Source organism: Rufibacter latericius, from assembly GCF_003721515.1.
GTDB lineage: Bacteria > Bacteroidota > Bacteroidia > Cytophagales > Hymenobacteraceae > Nibribacter > Nibribacter latericius.
Genome location: NZ_RJJD01000001.1, coordinates 714,810 through 736,880 on the forward strand (window position 1 = coordinate 714,810; position 22,071 = coordinate 736,880).

At 51.6% G+C, this 22,071-nt stretch carries 19 protein-coding genes and 1 tRNA gene; 15 read left to right on the plus strand and 5 right to left on the minus strand.

Annotated elements, in window-relative coordinates; all coding sequences use genetic code 11:
* Window positions 1-92: 92 nt before the first annotated feature.
* The 3 genes from tgt to EFB08_RS02790 all read left to right on the plus strand — a co-directional run bounded on the left by tgt (window position 93) and on the right by EFB08_RS02790 (window position 3,493).
* Window positions 93-1,223: a tRNA guanosine(34) transglycosylase Tgt gene (gene tgt, locus EFB08_RS02780; RefSeq protein ID WP_123125365.1), complete on the plus strand. Its 1,131-nt coding sequence runs from the start codon at window positions 93-95 to the stop codon at window positions 1,221-1,223.
* 16 nt (window positions 1,224-1,239) lie between these two features.
* A complete protein-coding gene (locus tag EFB08_RS02785; protein WP_123125622.1) occupies window positions 1,240-2,316 on the plus strand; it encodes an LptF/LptG family permease in 1,077 nt (358 codons plus the stop codon).
* Between the two features lie 253 nt (window positions 2,317-2,569).
* Window positions 2,570-3,493 (plus strand): DMT family transporter, encoded by a 924-nt coding sequence (locus tag EFB08_RS02790; RefSeq protein WP_123125366.1) that lies wholly within the window; start codon window positions 2,570-2,572, stop codon window positions 3,491-3,493.
* On the opposite strand, the gene ispE is transcribed toward EFB08_RS02790, so the two are convergent.
* Window positions 3,470-4,285 (minus strand): 4-(cytidine 5'-diphospho)-2-C-methyl-D-erythritol kinase, encoded by an 816-nt coding sequence (gene ispE, locus EFB08_RS02795; RefSeq protein WP_123125367.1) that lies wholly within the window; start codon window positions 4,283-4,285, stop codon window positions 3,470-3,472. The two genes, EFB08_RS02790 and ispE, sit on opposite strands and share 24 nt — an antisense overlap.
* 249 nt (window positions 4,286-4,534) lie before the next feature.
* Here ispE and EFB08_RS02800 point away from each other — a divergent pair, with 249 nt between their 5' ends.
* The 3 genes from EFB08_RS02800 to EFB08_RS02810 are packed head-to-tail and all read left to right on the plus strand — an operon-like array spanning window position 4,535 to window position 6,920.
* Window positions 4,535-5,131 carry a sugar transferase gene (locus tag EFB08_RS02800; protein WP_317125578.1) on the plus strand — a complete coding sequence of 199 codons (597 nt, stop codon included), beginning with the start codon at window positions 4,535-4,537 and terminating at the stop codon, window positions 5,129-5,131.
* A complete protein-coding gene (locus EFB08_RS02805) occupies window positions 5,128-5,787 on the plus strand; it encodes an acetyltransferase (protein WP_123125369.1) in 660 nt (219 codons plus the stop codon). The genes EFB08_RS02800 and EFB08_RS02805 overlap by 4 nt, the downstream gene beginning before the upstream one ends.
* The gene (locus EFB08_RS02810; RefSeq protein ID WP_123125370.1) at window positions 5,784-6,920 is read left to right on the plus strand and encodes a DegT/DnrJ/EryC1/StrS family aminotransferase; all 1,137 of its coding nucleotides are present in this window, start codon (window positions 5,784-5,786) and stop codon (window positions 6,918-6,920) included. Before EFB08_RS02805 ends, EFB08_RS02810 begins: the two co-directional genes overlap by 4 nt.
* 202 nt (window positions 6,921-7,122) lie before the next feature.
* Here the strand turns inward: EFB08_RS02810 and EFB08_RS02815 are convergent, their stop codons facing one another.
* The 4 genes from EFB08_RS02815 to purL all read right to left on the minus strand — a co-directional run bounded on the left by EFB08_RS02815 (window position 7,123) and on the right by purL (window position 11,337).
* Window positions 7,123-7,707: a 50S ribosomal protein L25/general stress protein Ctc gene (locus tag EFB08_RS02815; protein WP_123125371.1), complete on the minus strand. Its 585-nt coding sequence runs from the start codon at window positions 7,705-7,707 to the stop codon at window positions 7,123-7,125.
* Between the two features lie 51 nt (window positions 7,708-7,758).
* Window positions 7,759-8,691: a ribose-phosphate pyrophosphokinase gene (locus EFB08_RS02820; protein ID WP_123125372.1), complete on the minus strand. Its 933-nt coding sequence runs from the start codon at window positions 8,689-8,691 to the stop codon at window positions 7,759-7,761.
* Window positions 8,692-8,949: 258 nt separating this feature from the next.
* Window positions 8,950-9,022 (minus strand) — tRNA-Gln (locus EFB08_RS02825).
* 95 nt (window positions 9,023-9,117) lie between these two features.
* On the minus strand, window positions 9,118-11,337 hold the full coding sequence (purL, locus tag EFB08_RS02830; RefSeq protein ID WP_123125373.1) for a phosphoribosylformylglycinamidine synthase subunit PurL: 2,220 nt from the start codon (window positions 11,335-11,337) through the stop codon (window positions 9,118-9,120).
* A 366-nt stretch (window positions 11,338-11,703) separates the two neighbouring features.
* Between purL and atpD the strand changes: the two genes are divergently transcribed.
* The 9 genes from atpD to EFB08_RS02875 all read left to right on the plus strand — a co-directional run bounded on the left by atpD (window position 11,704) and on the right by EFB08_RS02875 (window position 22,028).
* Window positions 11,704-13,209 (plus strand): F0F1 ATP synthase subunit beta, encoded by a 1,506-nt coding sequence (gene atpD / locus EFB08_RS02835; RefSeq protein WP_123125374.1) that lies wholly within the window; start codon window positions 11,704-11,706, stop codon window positions 13,207-13,209.
* Between the two features lie 93 nt (window positions 13,210-13,302).
* Window positions 13,303-13,551, plus strand: a complete 249-nt coding sequence (gene atpC / locus EFB08_RS02840; RefSeq protein ID WP_123125375.1) for an ATP synthase F1 subunit epsilon — start codon at window positions 13,303-13,305, stop codon at window positions 13,549-13,551.
* A gap of 228 nt (window positions 13,552-13,779) precedes the next feature.
* Window positions 13,780-14,907 carry a trans-sulfuration enzyme family protein gene (locus EFB08_RS02845; protein ID WP_123125376.1) on the plus strand — a complete coding sequence of 376 codons (1,128 nt, stop codon included), beginning with the start codon at window positions 13,780-13,782 and terminating at the stop codon, window positions 14,905-14,907.
* 140 nt (window positions 14,908-15,047) lie between these two features.
* On the plus strand, window positions 15,048-15,608 hold the full coding sequence (gene pth / locus EFB08_RS02850) for an aminoacyl-tRNA hydrolase (RefSeq protein ID WP_123125623.1): 561 nt from the start codon (window positions 15,048-15,050) through the stop codon (window positions 15,606-15,608).
* Window positions 15,609-15,896: 288 nt separating this feature from the next.
* Window positions 15,897-17,123 carry an MFS transporter gene (locus EFB08_RS02855; RefSeq protein WP_125077634.1) on the plus strand — a complete coding sequence of 409 codons (1,227 nt, stop codon included), beginning with the start codon at window positions 15,897-15,899 and terminating at the stop codon, window positions 17,121-17,123.
* Between the two features lie 94 nt (window positions 17,124-17,217).
* Window positions 17,218-18,432, plus strand: a complete 1,215-nt coding sequence (locus EFB08_RS02860) for an MFS transporter (RefSeq protein ID WP_123125378.1) — start codon at window positions 17,218-17,220, stop codon at window positions 18,430-18,432.
* 119 nt (window positions 18,433-18,551) lie between these two features.
* On the plus strand, window positions 18,552-19,721 hold the full coding sequence (locus tag EFB08_RS02865) for a lactonase family protein (protein ID WP_123125379.1): 1,170 nt from the start codon (window positions 18,552-18,554) through the stop codon (window positions 19,719-19,721).
* Window positions 19,722-19,725: 4 nt separating this feature from the next.
* Entirely contained in the window at window positions 19,726-20,700 is a 975-nt protein-coding gene (locus EFB08_RS02870; RefSeq protein WP_123125380.1) for an NAD(P)H-quinone oxidoreductase, read from the plus strand.
* 596 nt (window positions 20,701-21,296) lie between these two features.
* Window positions 21,297-22,028, plus strand: coding sequence for an energy transducer TonB (locus tag EFB08_RS02875; RefSeq protein WP_165864781.1), 732 nt, complete (start codon window positions 21,297-21,299; stop codon window positions 22,026-22,028).
* Window positions 22,029-22,071 lie beyond the last annotated feature (43 nt).

Here is a 22,071-nt window from a genome sequence, read left to right on the forward strand (position 1 = left end):
TTGTATCTTTGCCGTTTGGAGAAGCGGAGGTTTCTGAAAGCCCCCGGTGTTCATCTTTAAAGAAGGCTTCTCCAGCACTTTACCCGTAGTCCATGACCTTTGATTTAGTAGCGAAAGATCCCGCTTCCAAAGCCCGTGCCGGTGAATTGACCACTGCCCACGGAACCATACAAACTCCTATTTTCATGCCGGTGGGCACCGCCGGTACCGTAAAAGCCGTGCACCAGCGCGAGCTGAAAGAAGACGTAAAGGCCCAGATCATCCTGGGTAACACTTATCACCTGTACCTGCGCCCGGGTCTGGGCGTGCTGGAGAAAGCCGGCGGACTGCACAAATTCAACGGCTGGGACTTCCCTATTTTGACTGACAGCGGCGGATACCAGGTGTTCTCGCTTTCGGGCACCCGCAAGATCATTGAAGACGGCGTGAAGTTCCGGTCGCACATTGACGGTTCCTCGCACCTGTTCACGCCCGAGAACGTGATGGACACGCAGCGCACCATCGGCGCTGATATCATCATGGCCTTTGATGAGTGCACGCCCTACCCCTGCGACTACAACTACGCCCGTAACTCTATGGAGCGCACGCACCGCTGGCTACAACGCTGTATTGACCGCTTTGACTCTACCGAGGGCAAGTACGGATACGAGCAAACGCTTTTCCCTATTGTACAGGGCAGCACCTACAAAGACCTGCGCATCCAGAGTGCGGAGACCATCGCTTCCAAAAACCGGCCCGGAAACGCCATTGGTGGATTGTCGGTGGGCGAGCCCGCTGAGATGATGTACGAGATGACCGAACTGGTCTGCGATATACTGCCCAGTGACAAACCGCGTTACCTCATGGGCGTGGGCACCCCTGCTAACATCCTGGAAAACATCGCCCTGGGCGTAGATATGTTTGATTGTGTGTTGCCAACCCGCAACGCCAGAAACGGCATGCTGTTCACTACCCAAGGCATCATCAATATCAGGAATGAGCGCTGGAAAGAAGACTTCTCTCCTATTGATGCGGAACTGGGTGGCTACGTGAGCACGTTTTACTCCAAGGCGTACCTACGCCACCTCATGCACGCCACCGAGATGCTGGGTGCCCAGATTGCCAGCGTGCACAACATCACCTTTTACCTGTGGCTGGTGGGCCAAGCACGTGAGCAGATCGTTGCGGGCACCTTCCGAACCTGGAAGGATGAGATGGTGAAGAAATTGATGACCAGATTGTAAAACATACAAGGTGAAACTGAAGCTATTAGATAACTATATCCTCAAGAAGTTCCTGACCACGTTTGTGTTCGTGGTGATCATCCTAATTGCGGTGATCTGCGTGATTGACTTCGTGGAGAAGAATGACGACTTCATTCAGCATAACCTCTCCGTGAAGATCATTCTGGTGGATTACTACATGAACATGATCCCGCACTACATCAACATGCTGAGTCCCATCACGGTCTTTATTGCCACCGTGTTTGTGACGGCCAAGTTGGCGTCGCACACTGAAATTGTGGCCATTCTTAGCAGCGGGGTTTCCTTTAAGCGGATGCTGGTGCCCTACATCATCGGGTCGGTGGTTATCGGGATTTTCATCTTCTTTTTCGCGTCGTACGTGATTCCTACGGCCAACAAAACGCGGGTGGCTTTTGAGATCAAGTACGTGAAGAACCCTTACACTTTTGAGGGCCGCAACGTGCACTTCCGCATCGGGCCAGATTCTTACGCGTACCTGGAGAGCTATAACAACCACGCCAATGTGGGCTACAAGTTCACTCTGGAAACTATCCGGAAGCAGGAGTTGATCAGAAAGCTTTCCTCCGAATCCATCCGCTGGGACAGCACCAAACAGAAGTGGCACATGGATGCCTACACCCTGCGCACCTTCAACGGCGACAAAGAAACCGTGGTACAGGGCGGCGCCATTGATACTACCTTGAACCTGCTACCTAAGGACTTCGCCAGTACCTACCGCCTCAAAGAAACCCTAACCAACGCCGAACTGAACAAGCTCATTGACGAGAAACTCCTGCGTGGTGCTACCGACGTGGAAATGTACATGACCGAGAAATACGAGCGCATGAGCTATCCATTTGCCATCACGGTACTCACCATTATTGGGGTTATCCTCAGTTCCCGGAAGGTGCGCGGCGGCGTGGGTCTGCAGATTGCCTTGGGCTTTGTGCTGGCGTTCGTTTTTATCATCTTCGTGATGATGAGCCGAAGCTTGGCCTCCGTGGGTGGTATTCCGCCTCAGTTGGCTGCTTTTGTTCCGTTATTTGTATTCAGTATTATCGGGATTGTCTTGTACCGAACCGTTCCCCGGTAATTGCTGGTTGTGGTTGGCCCAGACGCTCGCAGGACCTCCGGACGCTGCGAGGTCTTTTGAGCAGGCGGTACCAGGAACCTCTTTTCTAATCAAGAAAGTGATGAAAAGCCCGCAACCCGTCGTCCTTCATTATGGGATTCTTGCTCGTAGAATAAGCTAAAACCAGTAACTACTGTTTTAAGGCCTTTTTACAGAAAACACCCTTGAAACACCCCTGCCATTCTTAATTCATCATTCTTAATTCCTAATTCTCTTGCAAACCCCTCGGCTCAAAGACTTCCTGGAACTTCACTTCATCATTATACTTTGGGGTTTTACGGCCATTTTAGGGAAATTCATTTCTATTCCGGCAGTGGAGCTAGTGTTTTATCGGACTATTCTTGCGGCAGTGGCGTTGGCAGTGGTCATCAAGCTGCGGAAAGAATCATTCAGGATTGGTCGGCGCAACATTGCTAAAATCCTGAGTGTGGGGTTTCTGATTGCCGCGCACTGGATTCTGTTTTTCGCCTCGGCGCGAGTTTCTTCGGTGTCTATCTGTTTGGCGGGCATGGCAACGGCCAGCCTTTGGACGTCTATTTTAGAGCCGATTTTCACAAACAAGAAGATAAAGCCTCATGAAGTGGCGCTCGCCTTGCTCATTATTGTGGGCCTATACGTCATCTTCCGGTTTGAATTTGACCATGCGGTGGGGATCGCCATGGCCGTGGGCTCGGCGTTTCTGGCCTCCTGTTTCACCATCATCAACAGCAAACTCACCAAACAACACGCCGCCACTACCATCACTTGCTACGAGATGGCCGGTGCCTGGGTCGCCACTTGCCTATTCCTACCGTTTTACCGCGAGTGGATGACCGACACTGGTGAACTTCAGTTATCGCTCACGTGGCTGGATGTGTTCAGCATTGGCATGCTGGGTTTGGCTTGCACCGTGTACGCGTACACAGCGGCCGTGCGGCTCATGCAGAAATTCAGTGCCTATACCATGAACCTTACCGTGAACCTGGAGCCGGTGTATGGCATCTTATTAGCGTGGTTTATTTTCAAGGAAGGCGAGCAGATGTCGGCGGGATTTTATTATGGGGCGGCTATTATCCTGTTCAGTGTGTTTCTGCACCCTATTCTGGAAAGTGTCATCAATCGGCGGCAGCGCAAATTAAAGGACGCCCTGCCAAACTGAGTACTCCTTCGGGAAAGGCAACGGCCCTGCTGGTGGCGTCTGGAACAGCCCATACATGGTAGACCCTGAACCCGACATTGACGCGTACTCAGCGCCCATTTCGTACAATTGCGTTTTCAGGTCTGCTAGCACCTGGTATTTAGGGAAAAGACTTACTTCGAAATCGTTCACTACTTCCTCTTTCCAACTGGCAATATCTTGGCTTAACAGCGTTTTGAGGTCTTTTTCGGGAAAACGGGGCGAAACTCCGGCGTATGCTTCGGCGGTATTGATGGCTAAATTCGGGTACACCAGGAGCAGGTGCCAGCCGGTTAAATCAAGCGGAATGGGCTCAAACACATCGCCTTTTTCTATGGTCAATACAGGTTGGTTTCTGATGAAGAACGCGCAGTCGCTGCCTAATTGACGCGCGTAGTTTTCCAGTGCAGCTTCTGTCAAATTCAGCTTGAACTGTTGGTTCAGAATCTTGAGGGTGAAGGCCGCATCGGCGGAGCCGCCGCCTAAGCCTGCTCCCATGGGAATGACTTTGTGCAGGTGCATCTTGATGGCAGGCAGATTAAAATCCTTTCGCAGGAGCTCGTAGGCTTTCCAGCAAAGGTTGGCGGTGGGGTCGCCGGGCACCGGAAGTCCCGAGAGGGTGAAGGAAGCCTCGCCGTTTGAAGCTGGAAGAATCTCCAGGGCATCGGTCCAGCCTATGGGGTAAAAGCAGGATACCAGGTTATGGAACCCATCGGGGCGTTTCTCTACCAGTTGCAGACCAAGGTTTATCTTCGCGTTCGGGAATTGAATCATGGGTGCAAGTTACTAGTGATTGGTAATTAGTTGTTAGTGTTTAGTACCCATGGATCAGGCAATAGCCATACAAACGCTAACTTTTGTATCTTCCGTTTTGAACCTGTTTTTAGGAAATCAGGCTCAAAACGTCTTCCTTGAAAAGCTATCAATTCTTAATCACTTTATTGCCTGATTTGTCCACCTATTGGCACATCAGCACATTTAAAAATTAGTACATTACCCATGTATCTGCCGTACGGAAAACGTTTGCTTGACCTACTCCTGGCCGGAGGCGCACTGTTGCTCTTGTGGCCCGTGATGGTGCTGGTAGCGGTGGCGCTTTGGATAGGCTTCAACGGGAAAGTTTTGTTCCGGCAGCAACGCCCCGGTCTGCACGGAAAGCCGTTCTGGTTCTACAAATTCGTGACCATGACCGAGGCACGCGATTTGCACGGCCAACTCCTGCCAGATGCGCAACGATTGACACCTTTAGGGAAATTCATCCGCAAAACGTCTTTAGACGAACTACCTCAGCTATTGAACGTGTTACAGGGTCAGATGAGCATGGTAGGTCCTCGGCCGCTGCTCATGGACTACCTTCCGCTGTACTCGCCGGAGCAGGCGCGGCGGCACGAGGTGAAGCCCGGCATCACGGGTTGGGCGCAGGTGAACGGCCGGAACCTTCTGGCCTGGGAAGAGAAATTCGGGTATGACGTATGGTACGTAGAGCATGTGTCTCTGCGGGTTGATTTGCTGGTTTTGGGGCGAACCCTGAAACACCTGTTAAAACCCGAAGGCATTTCGGCCCCGGGCACGGCCACCATGGAGCGCTTTACCGGCTCCTCCAAAACCTCTTCCCCATGAACAATGAAATCAAAAGAATAGCCATTGTAGGCGCCGGCGGATTAGGCCGGGAGGTGCTCATGCTCCTCCACCAGATCAACCACGTCACTCCCAGATGGAAAATGATCGGGTTTTATGACGATGCCTCTCCAGCTGAGCCTACTATCTGTGGTTTTCCGTACCTGGGCACCGTGGACGAACTGAACGATGTAGACAGCCCCATGAACGTGGTGATTGCCATCGGGAACTGTCCCGCTAAAACCGATGTGGCTGACCGGTTAATCAGTCCAATGTTGCATTTCCCGGTGCTCATTCATCCATCGGTTCATGTATATCCTGAGCAGAAAATCCATCTGGGAGAGGGCACCATTATCTGTCAAAACTGTATTCTCACCACCAACGTCACGCTAGGCCGGCACGTATTGCTGAACCTCGCCTGCACCATCGGGCATGACACGGAGATAGGGGATTTCTGCTCCCTGATGCCGCAGGTAGCGGTGAGCGGCGGCGTTTGCCTGGGCATGGGTGTGTACGGCGGCACCAACAGCACCATCTTACAAAACATAGAAGTGGGGGCTTTCACGACCATTGGCGCGGGAGCGGTGGTCACCAAAGAGCTTCCTTGTTACTGCACCGCGGTGGGGGTTCCGGCCCAGATCATTAAACAAACGGCATGAGTCAACCAGACGATTTTATTTACCTCTCGCCCCCGCACATGGGCGGAAGGGAACAACAGTATGTGCAACAAGCCTTTGACCAGAACTGGATTACCACAGCCGGTGCCAATGTGAACGGCTTTGAACAGGAACTGGCAAATCATATAGGAGTAACTTCCGCGGCCGCCTTGTCCTCAGGCACCGCTGCTTTGCATTTGGCTCTGCTGGCTTTGGGTGTAGGTCCCGGGGATGAAGTTTTCTGCTCCACATTCACCTTTGTGGCCAGTACCAACCCCATCCGCTACGTAGGTGCTACCCCCGTTTTGATCGACAGCGAACCCGTTACCTGGAACCTCTGCCCTAAAGCCTTGGAGGAAGCTTTACAGAACCGTCAAAAGAAAGGCAAACTTCCCAAGGCATTGGTCTTGGTGCACCTTTACGGGATGCCCTCCCGCATGCAGGAAATTCAGGAACTCACCCAACACTACGGTGTGCCGATTATTGAAGATGCTGCCGAAGCCTTGGGCTCAAAGTATAAGGAACGGTTTTTGGGCACTTTCGGGAAAGCGGGCATTTTTTCGTTTAACGGAAATAAAATCATCACCACCTCAGGCGGCGGGGCATTGGTCTCAGATGATTCTAAGTTGGTGGAAAAAACCCGTTGGTTAGCTATGCAAGCCAAAGATGATTTGCCTTACTATCATCACACCTCTATGGGCTATAACTACCGCATGAGCAATATCTCAGCGGGTATTGGACGCGGCCAACTGGAAGTGCTGGAAGAGCGGGTTCAGCAAAAAAGAAGGGTGTTTGAAACTTACATACAGCTTTTGCAGGACGTGGAAGAACTGGAATGGCACCAGGAACCCGAAGGATTTTTTTCCAACCGTTGGCTCAGCTGTTTCACTATCCAGAAAGGAAGTTCTGTAACTCCCGAGGCACTTCGGCTGCAGTTATTGGCGGCGAACATTGAGAGCCGTCCGCTTTGGTACCCCATGCATTTGCAGCCTTTGTACAGCGGGTGTGATTATTTTGGCGAGCGTGTGAGTGATGACCTTTTCGCCCGGGGCTTATGCCTACCTTCTGGTTCAAACTTATCTATATCAGACCAGAAATACGTGACAACTGTAATCAAAAAAGCGTTTAGTGGCTGATTTCAGGAAATTGGCTCTGAAACAAACATGGGTAATTCAACATTGAGCAACCACAAGGGATTACCCCTACTCCTACCTTTTTTGCCTATAGGTGTTTTCTAGCTGCTTTCTTCTAGCTGCTTTCTTCAAAACTGGCCTAAAGCAGAAAATCCTGCCCTGCCGAGGCAGAACAGGATTTTCAAAGACTTCAGGAAGCCAAAGACTATTTCTTGCCTTTTTTCTCCTCGGTCTGAGCGCTTTTCAGAGCTCTTGGGATGGTTACCGTAGCCACTGGTGAAAGTGGGTTGGTCAGGATAGTGTAGTTCTCAGGAGTGATTTTGTTCACTTTGATAGACTTACCTAATTCCAATTCAGAGATGTCAACCGCGATTGAATCTGGCAGGTTAGCTGGAAGAGCTTTCACGCGCAGTTTACGCAGTTTAGTAACCAATTTACCACCGGCCATAACTCCTGGAGAAGTACCAGTGAAACGTACCGGCACATCAACTTTCACTTCCTTCTCGTCTTGCAGTAACAGGAAGTCCACGTGCAGCAACATTTCGTTTACTGGGTGGAACTGCAGGTCTTGCATGATGGCTTTGTAGTGCGTGCCTTCCACGTTCAAATCAACCTGGTAAACCTCTGGAGAGTAAACCAAGTCACGGAACAGGATAGCTGGAGAAGAGAAGTGAACCTGCTCTGCACCGCCGTACAACACACATGGAACTTGAGCTTCCTCACGAAGCGCTTTGGCTTCGGATTTACCGAGATTTGCTCTTTTAAACCCTATAATCTCTAAGCTTTGCATAAAAATGAATATAAATAAAAATAAAAAAACTACTCTATGATTCGGTCTCCTCTAGATAAACAGAGAAGAGATTGAATCGTGGGTTACTACGTTGCTGATAGCGCGGGCAAAAAGATCAGAGAAGGTGAGCACTTTGATCTTGGAGCTTTGGCGGCTCAGCGGAATGGTGTCTGAAATCACCAGTTCCTCCAGCACGGAGTTCTCAATACGGTCAATGGCCGGACCAGACAACACCCCGTGAGTAGCAATGGCCCGTACGCTTTTCGCGCCTTTGTCACGCAACAACTCCGCGGCTTTGGTAATGGTTCCAGCGGTGTCAACCAAGTCATCTACCAATACCACGTCCATTCCGTCCACATCCCCAATCACCTGCATAGAGGCGATCTCGTTGGCGCGTTTCCGGTGTTTGTCGCAGACTACCATCTCTACCCCAAAAACCTTCGCGAAGCTTCTGGTTCTTACCACTCCCCCAACGTCTGGCGAAGCGAAGATCAGATCTTGCCCAAGATTCAGGCTTCTCAGATAAGGCACGAAAATCGCCGAGCCATCCAGGTGATCCACCGGAATATCAAAGAAACCCTGGATCTGACCGGCGTGTAAATCGCAGGTCATTAAGCGGTCAGCACCTACGCACTGGATGGCGTTGGCCATCACCTTGGCCCCAATGGAAACACGCGGTTTGTCTTTTCTGTCCTGGCGGGCGTAGCCGTAGTACGGCATCACCACAATCACTTTATGCGCAGATGCCCGTTTGGCGGCGTCTACCAGCAGCATCAACTCAAACAGGTTGTCTGCCGGCGGAAAAGTGGACTGAATTAAAAACACCTCACAACCACGCACTGACTCATTGAAGTGAACCGAGGTCTCTCCGTCTGAGAAATGCTGTACCGTCAGGTCACCGAGGGGCAAGCCGTACGCATCAGCCACTTTTTCAGCGAAATATCTTGAGGCGGTGCCTGAGAAAATCTTAACCGTAGGATTCATGGGAGAAGAGGTTGCCGAATGAAGTCGCAAAAATACTTCTAATTTTGGTAGGCTCAAACCAAGTTAGTAAAAATAAAAAGTACTTTTTCAGGAACCTGCTAGTAGAATTACTGAAAATGCCCCTCCTGCCTCTTTCATCAAACTCTTTCAGGATCACCTACTTACCTTATTGCGTGGTCTGCACCCTATTCTCAACCTGAAACCACACGCTTGAAAAGCAAAAAACCTCTGTCTCTTTGCAGAAACAGAGGTTTTAAGTTGTCCGACCAGGTTTCGAACCTGGACTCTTCTGAACCAAAATCAGACGTGTTGCCAGTTACACCATCGGACAATCTCCGCTGACAACCTGTTGTTGTCGTTTGGTGTTGCAAAGGTAGAAAAGAATTTATTCACCGCAATACACCCAGCGAAAATTTTTCAAAAAATTTATTCCATAATCCGCTCCAGCGCGGTGTCATAGCTGTTTTTGATCACCTGGATGGCATGGAATACCTCGCCGTCAATCTCGCAATAGCGGTCTGTCACGGCACCAATTTTTTTGAAAGTCAGGCCGTTACCGGCTATAGAATTCTCAAATGCCTCTTGTTTTTCGGGCGAAACACTTACCACCACGCGGCCCTGGCTCTCGCCAAACAAATACGCGTCTTTCCGGAAAGTTGAATCGGTAGAGATAGAGAAACCCAGCTCATTGGGCATGGCAGACTCCAACAAAGTGATATACAACCCACCATCAGCGCAGTCGTGAGCCGACTGGATCAACCTTTCTTCAATCAACGATTTCACCGTTTTCTGTACCAGCAATTCCTTCTCCATATCAAAAGCCGGAGCCGGAGACAATTTCACGCCATGGAAAGAATATAAGTATTCACTGGAAGCGATGTCGTTTTGCGGGTCACCTAATAAATAGATAGCGTCGCCCTCCTGCTGGAAAGCCAGCGTCATGGTGTTGGTTTTGTCTTCTACAATACCCAGCATGCCTATGGTGGGCGTTGGGAACACCGGACCTTCATCTGAAGATTGGTTGTAGAAACTCACGTTACCGCCGGTCACCGGCGTCCCGAAAGCCTCGCACGCTTTGCCCATTCCTTTGATGGCACCCACAAATTGCCAGTACACTTCCGGCACGTACGGGTTCCCGAAGTTCAAGCAGTTGGTGATGGCCACGGGTTCGCCACCGGCGCACACGATGTTACGGGCGGCTTCGGCCACGGCAATGGCGGTTCCTTGCTCAGGATCGGCGTTCACGTAGCGGCTGTTACAGTCAACGGTAATGGCAATGGCCTTGTCAGAACCTTTCACCTTCACAATGCCGGCATCGGCTGGGCGGTTGGTGGTCAAGGTCGCGGTGCCAATCATGGAATCATACTGCTTGTACACCCAACGCTTTGACGCGATGTTAGGGTGCGTGGCCAGGAACTCGGCTACCTCTTTATAGTTGGTGGGTTCTTGAACAGAGTCGATGGTGAATTTCTGAGCCTCGGCAAAGTAAGCGGGTTCACGGTATTCGCGGTGATATACCGGGGCGCCACCGCCTAATACCAGGTCCTCGGCAGGCACATCGGCTACCAGTTCGCCTTTCACGTAATAGCGCAGGCGCTTGGTGTCGGTTACTTTGCCAATCTGGGCGCAGGACATGTCCCACTTGTCGCAGATTTGATGGATGAGGTCCTCAGAACCTTTTTCCATCACCACCAGCATGCGCTCCTGGCTTTCAGAAAGAAGGATTTCGAAAGGCTGCATATTGGCTTGGCGCATCGGAACTTTCTCCAGCCAGATTTCCATGCCGCTTTCGCCTTTGGCGCTCATTTCAGAAGTAGAGCAGGTGATACCAGCGGCACCCATGTCCTGCATTCCTACCACCTTGTTTGTGGCCAGAATCTCCAAAGTAGCCTCTAAAAGCAATTTTTCCTGGAACGGGTCACCCACCTGAACGGATGGCAAGTCGTTCACGGAGTCTTCGGTGATGTCTTTAGACGCGAAAGCCGCGCCGTGAATACCGTCTTTACCAGTGGCCGAGCCGATGATGAACACCGGGTTTCCGACCCCGTGCGAGGTGGCGCTGGCAGTTTTACCTACTTCCACAATACCCGCCGAGAAAGCGTTTACCAACGGGTTCACGTTGTAGCAATCATCAAAGAACAGCTCGCCGCCCACGGTTGGGATCCCGAAGGCGTTGCCGTAATCACCGATTCCTTTTACCACACCTCTTAAAAGGCGCTTGGTTTTATCTGAGTTCGGGTTCCCGAAACGCAGGGAGTTCAGCTGCGCGATAGGCCGGGCACCCATCGTGAAGATATCACGGTTGATTCCGCCCACACCGGTGGCCGCACCCTGGTAAGGCTCCAGCGCCGAGGGGTGGTTATGCGACTCTATTTTAAAAGAGCAAGCCAAACCGCCGCCAATGTCTACCAGACCGGCATTCTCCTCGCCTGCTTTCGCCAACATACGGGGCGAATCTTTGGGAAGGGTTTTAAGCCAAACAATGGAGTTTTTGTAAGAACAGTGCTCAGACCACATCACCGAGAAGATACTCAGTTCTGTGAAATTAGGCGTGCGGCCCAGGATTTCTTTGATGCGATCAAATTCTTCAGGCAGGAGGCCCAATTTCTGGGCGGTATCTACAGTAGTCAGGGTCTGGGTTTCCAAGACGGATATTGGTTTGGTAAGACAGGGCAAAAATAAAGATTTCTTTTAGAAGCCACTGCCCTCTTTTCAGATCATTTTGGGCCCGCTTTCTAGAAAACAGCTCTAAAACGAAGAGTACCCGTTTCTATTTCCTGCACCACGACCTTCAGAAGGACCTCCATGGTTCCCGGGCTTTAGGGCAGATTTTCTAAAAAAAGCCCTAAAACGGGCGCAGGCAGACATTTGCACCTTTCTTCACGGCACAGAGGCAGAATGGTATTTCCTGCCAAAACTTTTTCAAGACTTCTATGGAAATGAGGGAAGAATGCCCTATTTTTGCAGCCTGATTGAGAACTGTATCTATCTAAATAATTATAAACCAACCAAATGGCGAATATTGGCAGAATTACCCAGGTGATCGGTCCGGTGGTGGACGTAAGCTTCTCGGGTGAGAATTCTAAGTTGCCCAACATCATGGATGCCCTGGTAGTGGTGAAAGGGAACGGTGCCCGCGTGGTATTGGAGACCCAGCAGCACTTAGGCGAAGACCGCGTGCGTACCATCGCGATGGACGCCACCGAAGGCTTGACCCGTGGCATGGAAGTAACTGACCTTGCGGCTCCTATCTCAATGCCTACCGGCGATAACGTGCTAGGCCGTCTGTTCAACGTAATCGGCGATGCCATTGACGGTATTCCGCAGCCTGCCAGCTTGGTAGACCTGCCAATTCACCGTAACGCACCGCGTTTCGAAGATCTTTCTACCTCTTCTGAGGTATTATATACCGGTATCAAAGTAATTGACCTGATTGAGCCATATTCTAAAGGTGGTAAAATTGGTTTGTTTGGGGGTGCCGGAGTAGGTAAAACCGTATTGATCCAGGAGTTGATCAACAACATCGCCAAAGGCCACGGTGGTCTTTCTGTATTCGCCGGTGTTGGTGAGCGTACCCGTGAGGGAAATGACTTGCTGCGTGAGATGATTGAGTCTGGCATCGTGAAATACGGTGACGAGTTCATGGAATCTATGGAGCACGGCGGATGGGATCTTTCCAAAGTGGACGCCAATGCGTTGAAAGACTCTAAAGCTACCTTCGTATTCGGTCAGATGAACGAGCCTCCTGGGGCGCGTGCCCGTGTGGCCTTGTCAGGTTTGACCATTGCCGAGTCTTTCCGTGACGGTGATGGTACCGGTTCAGGCCGTGACATCCTTTTCTTCATTGACAACATCTTCCGTTTCACCCAGGCAGGTTCTGAGGTATCGGCCCTTTTAGGTCGTATGCCATCTGCGGTAGGGTACCAGCCAACTTTGGCTACGGAAATGGGTGCCATGCAAGAGCGTATCACGTCTACTAAGCGTGGTTCCATTACTTCTGTACAGGCCGTTTACGTACCTGCGGATGACTTGACTGACCCGGCTCCAGCGACCACCTTCGCTCACTTGGATGCTACCACTGTACTTTCCCGTAAGATCTCTGAGCTTGGTATCTACCCTGCGGTAGACCCTCTGGATTCTACTTCCCGTATCTTGACTGCCGATGTAGTAGGCGAAGAGCACTACAACACCGCCCAGCGCGTGAAAGAGATCCTGCAGCGTTACAAAGAATTGCAAGACATCATCGCTATCTTGGGTATGGACGAATTATCTGAAGAAGATAAATTGGTCGTACACAGAGCGCGTCGTGTGCAGCGTTTCTTGTCTCAGCCATTCCACGTAGCCGAGCAGTTCACCGGCTTGAAAGGTGTGTTGGTTGACATCAAAGACACCATCCGTGGCTTCAACGAAATCATGGACGGTCTGCATGACAACCTTCCTGAGGCAGCCTTCAACTTGGTAGGTACCATTGAAGACGCTGTTGCCAAAGGACAGAAAATGCTTGCCGAAGCGAAATAATATTCATTAGTTCTGAGTCTTGAGTTCTGGGTCCTGAGTCTGTGCAAGATTTTGACTCAGAACTCAAGACTCAAGACTCAGAACTCCTAAGAAATGTATTTAGAAATCATCACCCCAGATAGAAGAGTATTTGAAGGCGACGTGACCTCGGTTAAGTTTCCGGGCATCAACGGTGGGTTTGAAGTGTTGAACAACCACGCAGCCCTTATCAGTGCCCTGGCTAACGGACCTTTACGCATCACGCCTGCCACCGGTACTCAAGTGGTGTTCCAGATTGACGGGGGAGTTGTGGAGGTATTGGACAACAAGATCATTGTCCTGGCCGAAGCCGTAACCGCCTAAGATTTCCTGTTTTCATTTAAAAGCCCGCCCTTCTCTCATAGGAGGCGGGCTTTTGCTTTTACGGCTCTTTTCAGGAAAACAGGCCTTAAACAGATTCCTGGAATTTACACTTTCTGCTTACCTTTAGGATTGTTGATTGTCCATTGTTGATTGTTTTTAACCGAAGAACCAATCACCTAGGGACCAACAATCAGCAATTAACAACCAACAATTAATCAAATCAGCTCCGTGTCCATTTCGCCTAAGATCACCCCCATCTATCAAACCTCTGTTTTCACCTTTGATGACCTTAATGCCCTGGAAGCTTATTTTCAGGAGCCGGGCCAGCATTACATGTACACCCGCTACGGCAACCCCAACTCAGAGGAACTTGCGCAGGAAGTAAACAAACTAGAGCGGGGAGCAGGGGCGGTGGCAACTTCATCTGGCATGTCAGCGATCTTGACGGCGGTGCTGGTACACGCGCAGGCCGGCGACCATGTGCTTTGCGCCGAGGAAATCTACGGAGGCTCTTCTTCCCTACTCTCCAATGAGCTTTCCCGCTTGGGAATAGAGGTGACCTACGTACCGACGAATGATATCTACTCACTGGAAGGTTACGTGCGCGACAACACCAAACTGTTCCTGGCCGAAACCATCAGTAATCCTATGATGATGGTGATGAACCTGGCGCAACTCGCGCAGGAGTGCCAAAGCAAAAACATCAAACTGGTGGTGGACAATACCTTCGCCTCGCCTATTCTCACGCGTCCACTGGAACTAGGCGCGGATATGGTCATCCACAGCGTGACCAAATACCTCTCGGGCCACAGTGACGTGACGGCAGGCGTAGTCATTTCCAAAAATGAGGCAGACGCTGCCCGCGCGGGGCAGATCATGCGGACTTGGGGCTTGAACCTGAGTCCGTTTGAGAGCTGGTTGGGAGCCCGCGGCCTGAAAACCCTGAAACTGCGCATGCGCCAGCATTCCACCAATGGCCAGGCCATCGCCGAGTTCCTGGAACAACACCCCAAAGTGCAGGCGGTTTTCTATCCCGGCCTAGCCGATCATCCGCAGCATACCATCGCTGAAAAGCAGGGGAACGGCCTTTTCGGGGGCATGCTGTCTTTCAGGATCGCTGATGATACCGAAGCTGTAAATCGGTTCATGAAAGCCCTTTCGCACATTCCGTTTGCACCTTCGCTGGCCGGGGTTACTACGTCTATCTCGTACCCGTTGGGCACCTCGCACCGCGGTCTTACCCAGGAACAGCAGGAGAAAATGGGCATTAGCGTGGGCCTGATCCGTTTGTCAGTGGGCATTGAGGAGGCCGAAGACCTGATTGCAGACCTGGGTCAAGCACTGGAAGCTATTTAGGCAATCCCCGGTTCAGGGATGTTTTCCAAAAATTAGCCCCAAAACCTCCAAGCCCTTACCTTTGCAGGATGTTTACACGTTTAGTCAACTGGTTTGGCGCGAAGAAGCCTTCATTGCCATCAGATGACATCCCAACCGATATGAAATATTTACTTGTGGGCCTTGGCAACATAGGTCCTGAATACGCAGATACGCGGCACAACATCGGGTTTATGGTGTTGGATTACCTGGCTAAAAAGCATGAGGTTTCTTTTGACACCGGCCGCCATTCCTTCGTGACCGAGTTCAAGACCAAGGGCAAGCATTTCACCCTGGTAAAACCTACCACCTACATGAACCTGAGCGGAAAGGCTGTGGCCCATTGGCTGAGCGTTCTGAAGATCCCGGCGCAGCAGATGCTGGTCATCACCGATGACCTGGCTCTCCCGTTCGGGAAACTTCGCATGCGGGCCAAGGGCAGCGCCGGCGGGCACAACGGCCTCAAACACATTGAAGAAACCTTGGGCAACAACGAGTACCCGCGCCTTCGGTTTGGGGTAGATTCGCAGTTCTCCAAAGGTCGGCAGGTAGATTATGTGCTGAGCCCATTCTCTGAGGACGAGAAGATTGACTTACAGACCTACATTGAGAAAGCCGCCGAGATGAGCCTCTCCTTCGGGACAATCGGGCTGGAGCGCACCATGAACTTCTTCAATAAATAACCGCGGTTAAAGCAGCAAAACGGATCGGCGTTTTGGGGTGGGTTTTCTGAAATCCGCCCCAAAACGCCGATCTCCTTTTCTAGCACAGAAAGTTAGTTTCAGTCAGTCCGCCGGGGTATAGATTTGACGATAATGGCAGCTTGTTTTACGCTCTTAGACACCCTTCTGAAACTTCCTCTGGCGGGCGCAGGATTGGCTTTTTTCATTTTGCATACGCGCATTATTCTTATTAAAGGTTGGCTTTTGGATTAGCCGCATTTGTCTACTTTTGTGCCGCATCATCAGCCCATGGCCCAACTTCTCTCTCTTTACCGTAATGCCTTCCAGGGTCTCTCCCGTGAGGCCTGGCTTCTGGCCTTTGTCATGTTCATCAAACGCAGCGGAGCCATGGTGGTGCCGTTCCTGAGCGTGTACCTCACTGAGTCGCTGGGCTTCAGCTTGCCGCAGGTGGGTGTCCTGATGAGTCTCTTCGGGTTGGGGGCTACAGTGGGCAATCTGCTGGGGGGCTGGCTCACTGACCGGTGGGGCTATGTCAAAGTGCAGCTGCTGAGTTTCTTTTTGGGCGGCTCCTGGTTTCTGGCCATGATTTGGGTGCAGCGGTTCGAGTTGCTAGCCGGGGGCCTGTTCCTGCTGAGCGCCTTAACCGAGAGCCTGTATCCGGCCAATTCTGCCGCGGTGAGTTCCTTTTCCTCACCGGAGAGCGTGACGCGGGCCTTTTCCCTGAACCGGATGGCCATGAACCTGGGCTTCTCCATCGGTCCGGCCATAGGTGGTCTGTTGGCCATGGTATCCTATCAGTTTCTCTTTCTAGCCGATGGGCTCACCTGCTTTGCGGCCGGTGCCGTTTTCTTCCTCTTTTTCCGGAACGGGCCCAAAAACGCATTGCCCGATGCACCTCCAAACCACCCTTCTGAACCTGAAAACTCCTTCTCCAACGTTCGATCATCTGCTTACCGAGACCCCCTTTTTCTGGTTTTCGCGTTTCTGAGTTGCTGTTATTTAGTGGCGTTTTCCCAGTTATTCACCACCATGCCGCTGTACTGGCACCAGGTGCACCATTTGTCTAAGTTTGAGATAGGTGCCTTGCTGGCCTTTGACGGATTACTGGTGGTATCCCTGGAGATGGTCATCGTCTACTGGCTGGGCAAGGTGCAAGGCTTGTGGAAAATGATTGTGGTCGGATTGTTTCTGCTGGCCTTGGCCCTCCTGGCGCTTACCCTAGCCCAAGGTTTTCTCATATTGGTGGTTTCAGTGATTTTTTGGAGCCTCTCTGAGATACTGGTGTTGCCCTTCCTGAGCACCCTCACCGCCCAACGTGCCGGCTCACAGAACCTGGGATCTTACATGGGGCTGTACACGCTCTCCTACTCGGTGGCGTATATCGTTGGTCCGTTGGTGGGCACCAATACCATTGACCAGTTCGGGTTTGACACGCTGTGGTGGGGATGCAGCGCCTTGTGCATACTCGCCGCGGGCGGATTGTACCTGGTGGTGCGCCGCCTTCAGGCTTCCTGACCGAGGATGTTAAGGAAGGCTCCTTCCTTGTAGCTCTGCCGGGGTATTACCGGTATTGGAGACAATTCTCTACTTTTATGCCGCCCAGCTTTACATGAAACGAATTCTATCCCTTTACGCCAACGCTTTCGGGGGCCTCTCCCGCGAGGCCTGGCTTCTGGCGGTCATCATGTTCATCAACCGGAGCGGGGCCATGGTGGTGCCGTTCCTGAGCGTGTACCTCACCGAGGCTCTGGGTTTCACCCTGCAACAAGTGGGGGTGCTGTTGAGTCTGTTTGGGGTGGGCTCTATGTGCGGTACCTTCCTGGGCGGATGGCTCACCGATAAGGTTGGTCATTTCAAGGTGCAGTTCTTCAGCCTGATGCTGGGCGGCGCTTGGTTTTTTGTCATGCTCTGGCTGCAGGAGTTCCACCTTTTTGCGGGAGGCATTTTTCTGCTCAGCCTCTTCACCGAATGCCTGCGTCCGGCCAATGCGTCCTCGGTGAGTTCCTATGCCCGGCCCGAGAACGTAACCCGCGCTTTCTCCCTGAACCGCATGGCTATTAACCTGGGCTTTTCCATCGGGCCGGCCCTAGGCGGCGTGCTGGCCACGGTCTCGTACCAGTGGCTTTTCATGGCCGATGGGATTACCTGCCTGAGCGCGGGCGTTCTATTCTTCTTTTATTTCCGGCACAGACAGGGTCACGCCCCCAGGTCTTCATCGCCCGAAGGCGAAACCCAACCTGCACAAACTACCCGTTCTCCTTACCGCGACGGGCTCTTCTTGCTGTTCACCTTGCTGTGCTGCTGTTTTGCGGTGGCTTTCTTCCAGTTCTTCTCCACCATGCCGCTGTATTACCGAAAAGTGTACCAACTTTCTGAGTTGCAGATTGGCGGTTTGCTGGCGTTCAATGGGCTGCTGGTATTTCTGCTGGAGATGATCATCGTGTACCTCATCGGGGATAAGCATGCGCTCTGGAAGATGATTGTGGCGGGCCTCCTGATGCTGGCTTTGGCGTTTGTGCTGCTCAATGTGGCTCAGGGATTTATAGTGCTGGCGTTGTCGGTGCTGCTCATGAGCCTTTCCGAGATATTCGCGATGCCGTTTATGAGTACTCTTACTGTGCAACGTTCGGGCCCGCAGAACCGAGGCTCCTATATGGGTCTCTACAGCCTTTCCTACTCCGCGGCGCACATCATCGGGCCCTTCGTGGGCACCAGCACCATCGCCCGTTTCGGGTTTGACACGTTGTGGTGGGGTGCCAGCGGGCTATGCGTGGTGGCAGCCATCGGCTTTTATCTGGTGGTAAGGCGTTTGCAGGCGGCGTAAAACCAACGGCGATTTCTGTTTTCCTGCCTTCTTCCGGAAATTGGCCTTAAAACAAGAAAGCCTTTTCTGGTTCTTGATCTTTTTTGGCATCTTTCCTGAAATCTTCGTTAAAACGACCTATGAAAACTCTGACCTCCCTCCTGCTGGGGCTAAGCATAATCCTGGCCGCCTGTACTTCCGTTAAGCAAAAAGCAACTCAGAAAGATATGATGGTCTACATTGGTACATATGCCAAACCAGATGCCGAGAGCATTTTCGCTTATAATTTAAATGAGGAGACAGGCGCCTTGACCCGGTCCTTTGCCGTGAAAGCGGGCGAGAATCCTTCTTTTCTTACCCTGGATGCCGACCGAAAGCACCTGTACGCGGTAAACGAAACCACCGAGTTTGAAGGCCAGAAAAGCGGGGCGGTCAGCGCCTTCGCCATTGATCAGAAAACCGGTAACCTGACCTTTTTGAACCGCCAACCGTCGCTGGGTGGCGCTCCCTGCTACATCAGCCTGGACCACAAAAACAAGGTGGCCTTGGTAGCCAATTACGTGGGCGGGAACATTTCTACCTTCCTGCTGCAAGAAGATGGACGGTTAGGTTCTTCCTCAGACATGGAGCAACACCAAGGAAAAGGACCTCGGCCGCAGCAAGACGCGGCGCACGCCCACTGCATTCTGCCCGATCCTGAGAACAACTTCGCCTTGGCGGTAGATTTAGGCATTGACCAGATCATCAGCTATAGACTAAATAAATCTGATGGCAAGTTGGAGCGGCAGTCTGTGTTTACAGCCAAGTCTGGGGCGGGGCCGCGGCACCTCACGTTCCATCCCAAGAACAAGCGGTTCGCGTACGTGATCAATGAACTGAACTCTACCCTCACTACCTTCACCTACAACCCAGACAACGGCACCCTGACCGAGGTTGAAACCGTTCCTACCCTTCCTGTCGGCTATACCGGGGAAAACGCCTGCGCCGATATCCACGTCTCCGCCGATGGTAAGTTTCTTTATGGTTCTAACCGCGGCCATAACAGCATTGTGGTTTTCTCTATAAACCAGGACACAAACAAACTCACGCTGGTGCAGCACATGGCCACCCAAGTCAACTGGCCGCGTAATTTCACTTTCAGCCCTTCAGGCAGAACCATGCTGGTGGCTAACCAAAAATCCAATAGCATTACCACGTATAAAGTAGATGCGCAAACCGGCAAGCTGACCTATACCGGCAACTCGGCCGCGGTGCCTTCGCCGGTGTATGTGCAGGTGGTGCCTGCCTTCCCTGAAACCCCAAAGCCGTAAAGCCATGAAAGCAGTGGTGATTTCCCAACCCGGAGCACCCGAGGTGCTGCAGATCCAGGAACGCGATAAGCCTATTCCGGCTCCGCACCAGGTGTTGGTACGGGTGCACGCCGCTGGTATCAACCGCCCCGATGTGGCCCAGCGCAAAGGCCATTATCCGCCGCCGGCCGGAGCCCCGGTGGATGTTCCGGGCCTGGAAATCGCGGGCATCATAGAAACCTGTGGGGAGCGAGTGAAGCACCGGAAACCCGGAGAGGCTGTCTGTGCCTTGCTGCCCGGGGGTGGCTACGCCGAATATGCGGTAGTTGATGCTCACCATTGTCTGCCTTTGCCCCGGGGCTGGAGCTTTGAAGAAGCCGCCTCCCTGCCTGAAACCGTGTTCACCGTCTGGCACAATGTTTTCCAACGCGGAAAGCTTCAACCCCGGGAAACCCTGTTGGTACACGGCGGAAGCAGCGGCATCGGGATTACGGCCATCCAGTTGGCAAAGGCCTGGGGTGCCAAGGTCTTCGCGACGGCAGGCAGCGAGGAAAAATGCCGGGCCTGCGAAGCCCTAGGTGCCGACCGCTGCATCAACTACAAAACCGAAGATTTTGAGGAAGAACTGAAAGCCCAGGGCGTAAACGTGATTCTGGACATGGTAGGCGGCGATTACATCCCCAAAAACCTGAACCTGCTCCACCCAGACGGCCGCTTGGTGTTCATCAATGCCATGCATGGTGCCCAGGGCCAGTTCGATGTCCGTCAGGTGATGCAAAAAAGGCTCACTATTACCGGCAGCACCCTACGCCCCCGTGATGCAGATTTCAAAGCCTCCCTCACCGCCGACATAGAAAAGCACGTCTGGCCCTTGCTGGAAGCGGGAAAATTCAAGGCTGTCTTATACAAGAGGTTTGACCTAACCGAGGCTGCCCAGGCCCATGCACTGATGGAAAGCAGCGAACACATCGGGAAGATTGTACTCAAGGTTCGGGAGTAGAAGAGAACCCACGGTAAACTTGGGAGTAAAAGAAAAGGGAAGTTTCCTGTTTATAGCCTCTTTCCAGAAAACAGCCTTAAAAGTGGCTGTTCGCTTGGTTTTACTAGCATCTTCCTTGATTTTCTACCGGCATCTCTCTCCCTGTTTTGTTAGTCTGCATGAATATCGGAATCCTTACGTTCGGTCCTAACATCAAAAATCATTACCCATCGAACTTTGCTTTTCTGGCGTCTCTGCCATCCCAAAGATAACCGGATACCTACGTCTACCCAGACCAATTAAGATAGCAAGGCCACCTGAAAGGCCAAGCGCAGGTATTATGAAACAGGTCTATATGGAAGAACCAAAAGTAGACCTGATTCCTGCTACCATTTTTATACTTTTCTTATACTGCAGCAATAACTTCTTTCTCATATATTCGCAAGCATATATATACAACATCACCATTCGCAATGCGCGTTCTATTTTTCTTCCTGTTCAGCTTTCTTTCTTTAACTGCCTTCTCACAAGAAGTTAAATACTTTTCAAAAAGCTTTCAAACCCGTCGTACCGTAAAGACCGACTTTGAAAGGCACTACTTCTTAGAGGGAAATAAAATGCGGGTAGAAGATTATGAAAGCAATACGCTGAAGCAGAAAAGCTTTATAACCGGCACTGACTCTTTAGACGAAGCCGATGCCTATTTATGGTATGTCAAAGTCCAAGCCGATTATTTGGTAGAGCCTTATTTCAGCAACCTAAAGGCCAAGGTGCATACCTTCACGAATGCTGGACAACCCTCTTCTGACATTATTGCCAATGACACGCGCGTGGTTTACGCACAATTGTGGAATAGTGCCAACAAACCATATTTGGTCAAAGGCACAGGCAACAGCAGTTACTGGAACAAAGACAGCACAGAAAATTCACACTACTTCTATAAAGATTCCCTGCTGGTTTCTGCCTTCACGTACCGGCCGGCTCAGAAAGATTCCATCTTCATTAAGCTGGATAAAATGGCCGAGCCCAAGAATGGCTTAACTGCCTTTAGGAAGAAACTGGCCTCCTCTATCCCCTATCCAGAGGATGAACTCCGTTCTGACATAGAAGCCACCATTTACATACAGTTTACGATAGATGATGAAGGCCACTTGAGAGACTTTGTGGCTCTAAACAACAGCTCATACAACGGTTTCAATAAAGCAGTCCTTCAAAAACTGGAAGCTTCAGCTGCCTGGAACCCTGCCTTGGTAAAGGGTAGACCAGTAAAATCCAGGTACGTAATACCCGTGACCTTCCAGATAATGGACGAGCCCGCAAGACCTGCAAAGAAAAAGCTCCGCTGGTAAATCCAGACGGAGCTTTTCTACTTGATTCCTGTTTCTGGCTTCT

Coding starts and splice junctions, on each gene's coding strand:
- EFB08_RS02865 (WP_123125379.1), top strand. CDS start 18,552: ATGAAAACTCTGACCTCCCTCCTGCTGGGGCTAAGCATAATCCTGGCC.
- EFB08_RS02815 (WP_123125371.1), bottom strand. CDS start 7,707: ATGCAAAGCTTAGAGATTATAGGGTTTAAAAGAGCAAATCTCGGTAAA.
- EFB08_RS02810 (WP_123125370.1), top strand. CDS start 5,784: ATGAGTCAACCAGACGATTTTATTTACCTCTCGCCCCCGCACATGGGC.
- pth (WP_123125623.1), top strand. CDS start 15,048: ATGAAATATTTACTTGTGGGCCTTGGCAACATAGGTCCTGAATACGCA.
- atpC (WP_123125375.1), top strand. CDS start 13,303: ATGTATTTAGAAATCATCACCCCAGATAGAAGAGTATTTGAAGGCGAC.
- EFB08_RS02855 (WP_125077634.1), top strand. CDS start 15,897: ATGGCCCAACTTCTCTCTCTTTACCGTAATGCCTTCCAGGGTCTCTCC.
- ispE (WP_123125367.1), bottom strand. CDS start 4,285: ATGATTCAATTCCCGAACGCGAAGATAAACCTTGGTCTGCAACTGGTA.
- atpD (WP_123125374.1), top strand. CDS start 11,704: ATGGCGAATATTGGCAGAATTACCCAGGTGATCGGTCCGGTGGTGGAC.
- tgt (WP_123125365.1), top strand. CDS start 93: ATGACCTTTGATTTAGTAGCGAAAGATCCCGCTTCCAAAGCCCGTGCC.
- EFB08_RS02820 (WP_123125372.1), bottom strand. CDS start 8,691: ATGAATCCTACGGTTAAGATTTTCTCAGGCACCGCCTCAAGATATTTC.
- EFB08_RS02805 (WP_123125369.1), top strand. CDS start 5,128: ATGAACAATGAAATCAAAAGAATAGCCATTGTAGGCGCCGGCGGATTA.
- EFB08_RS02870 (WP_123125380.1), top strand. CDS start 19,726: ATGAAAGCAGTGGTGATTTCCCAACCCGGAGCACCCGAGGTGCTGCAG.
- EFB08_RS02860 (WP_123125378.1), top strand. CDS start 17,218: ATGAAACGAATTCTATCCCTTTACGCCAACGCTTTCGGGGGCCTCTCC.
- EFB08_RS02875 (WP_165864781.1), top strand. CDS start 21,297: ATGCGGGTAGAAGATTATGAAAGCAATACGCTGAAGCAGAAAAGCTTT.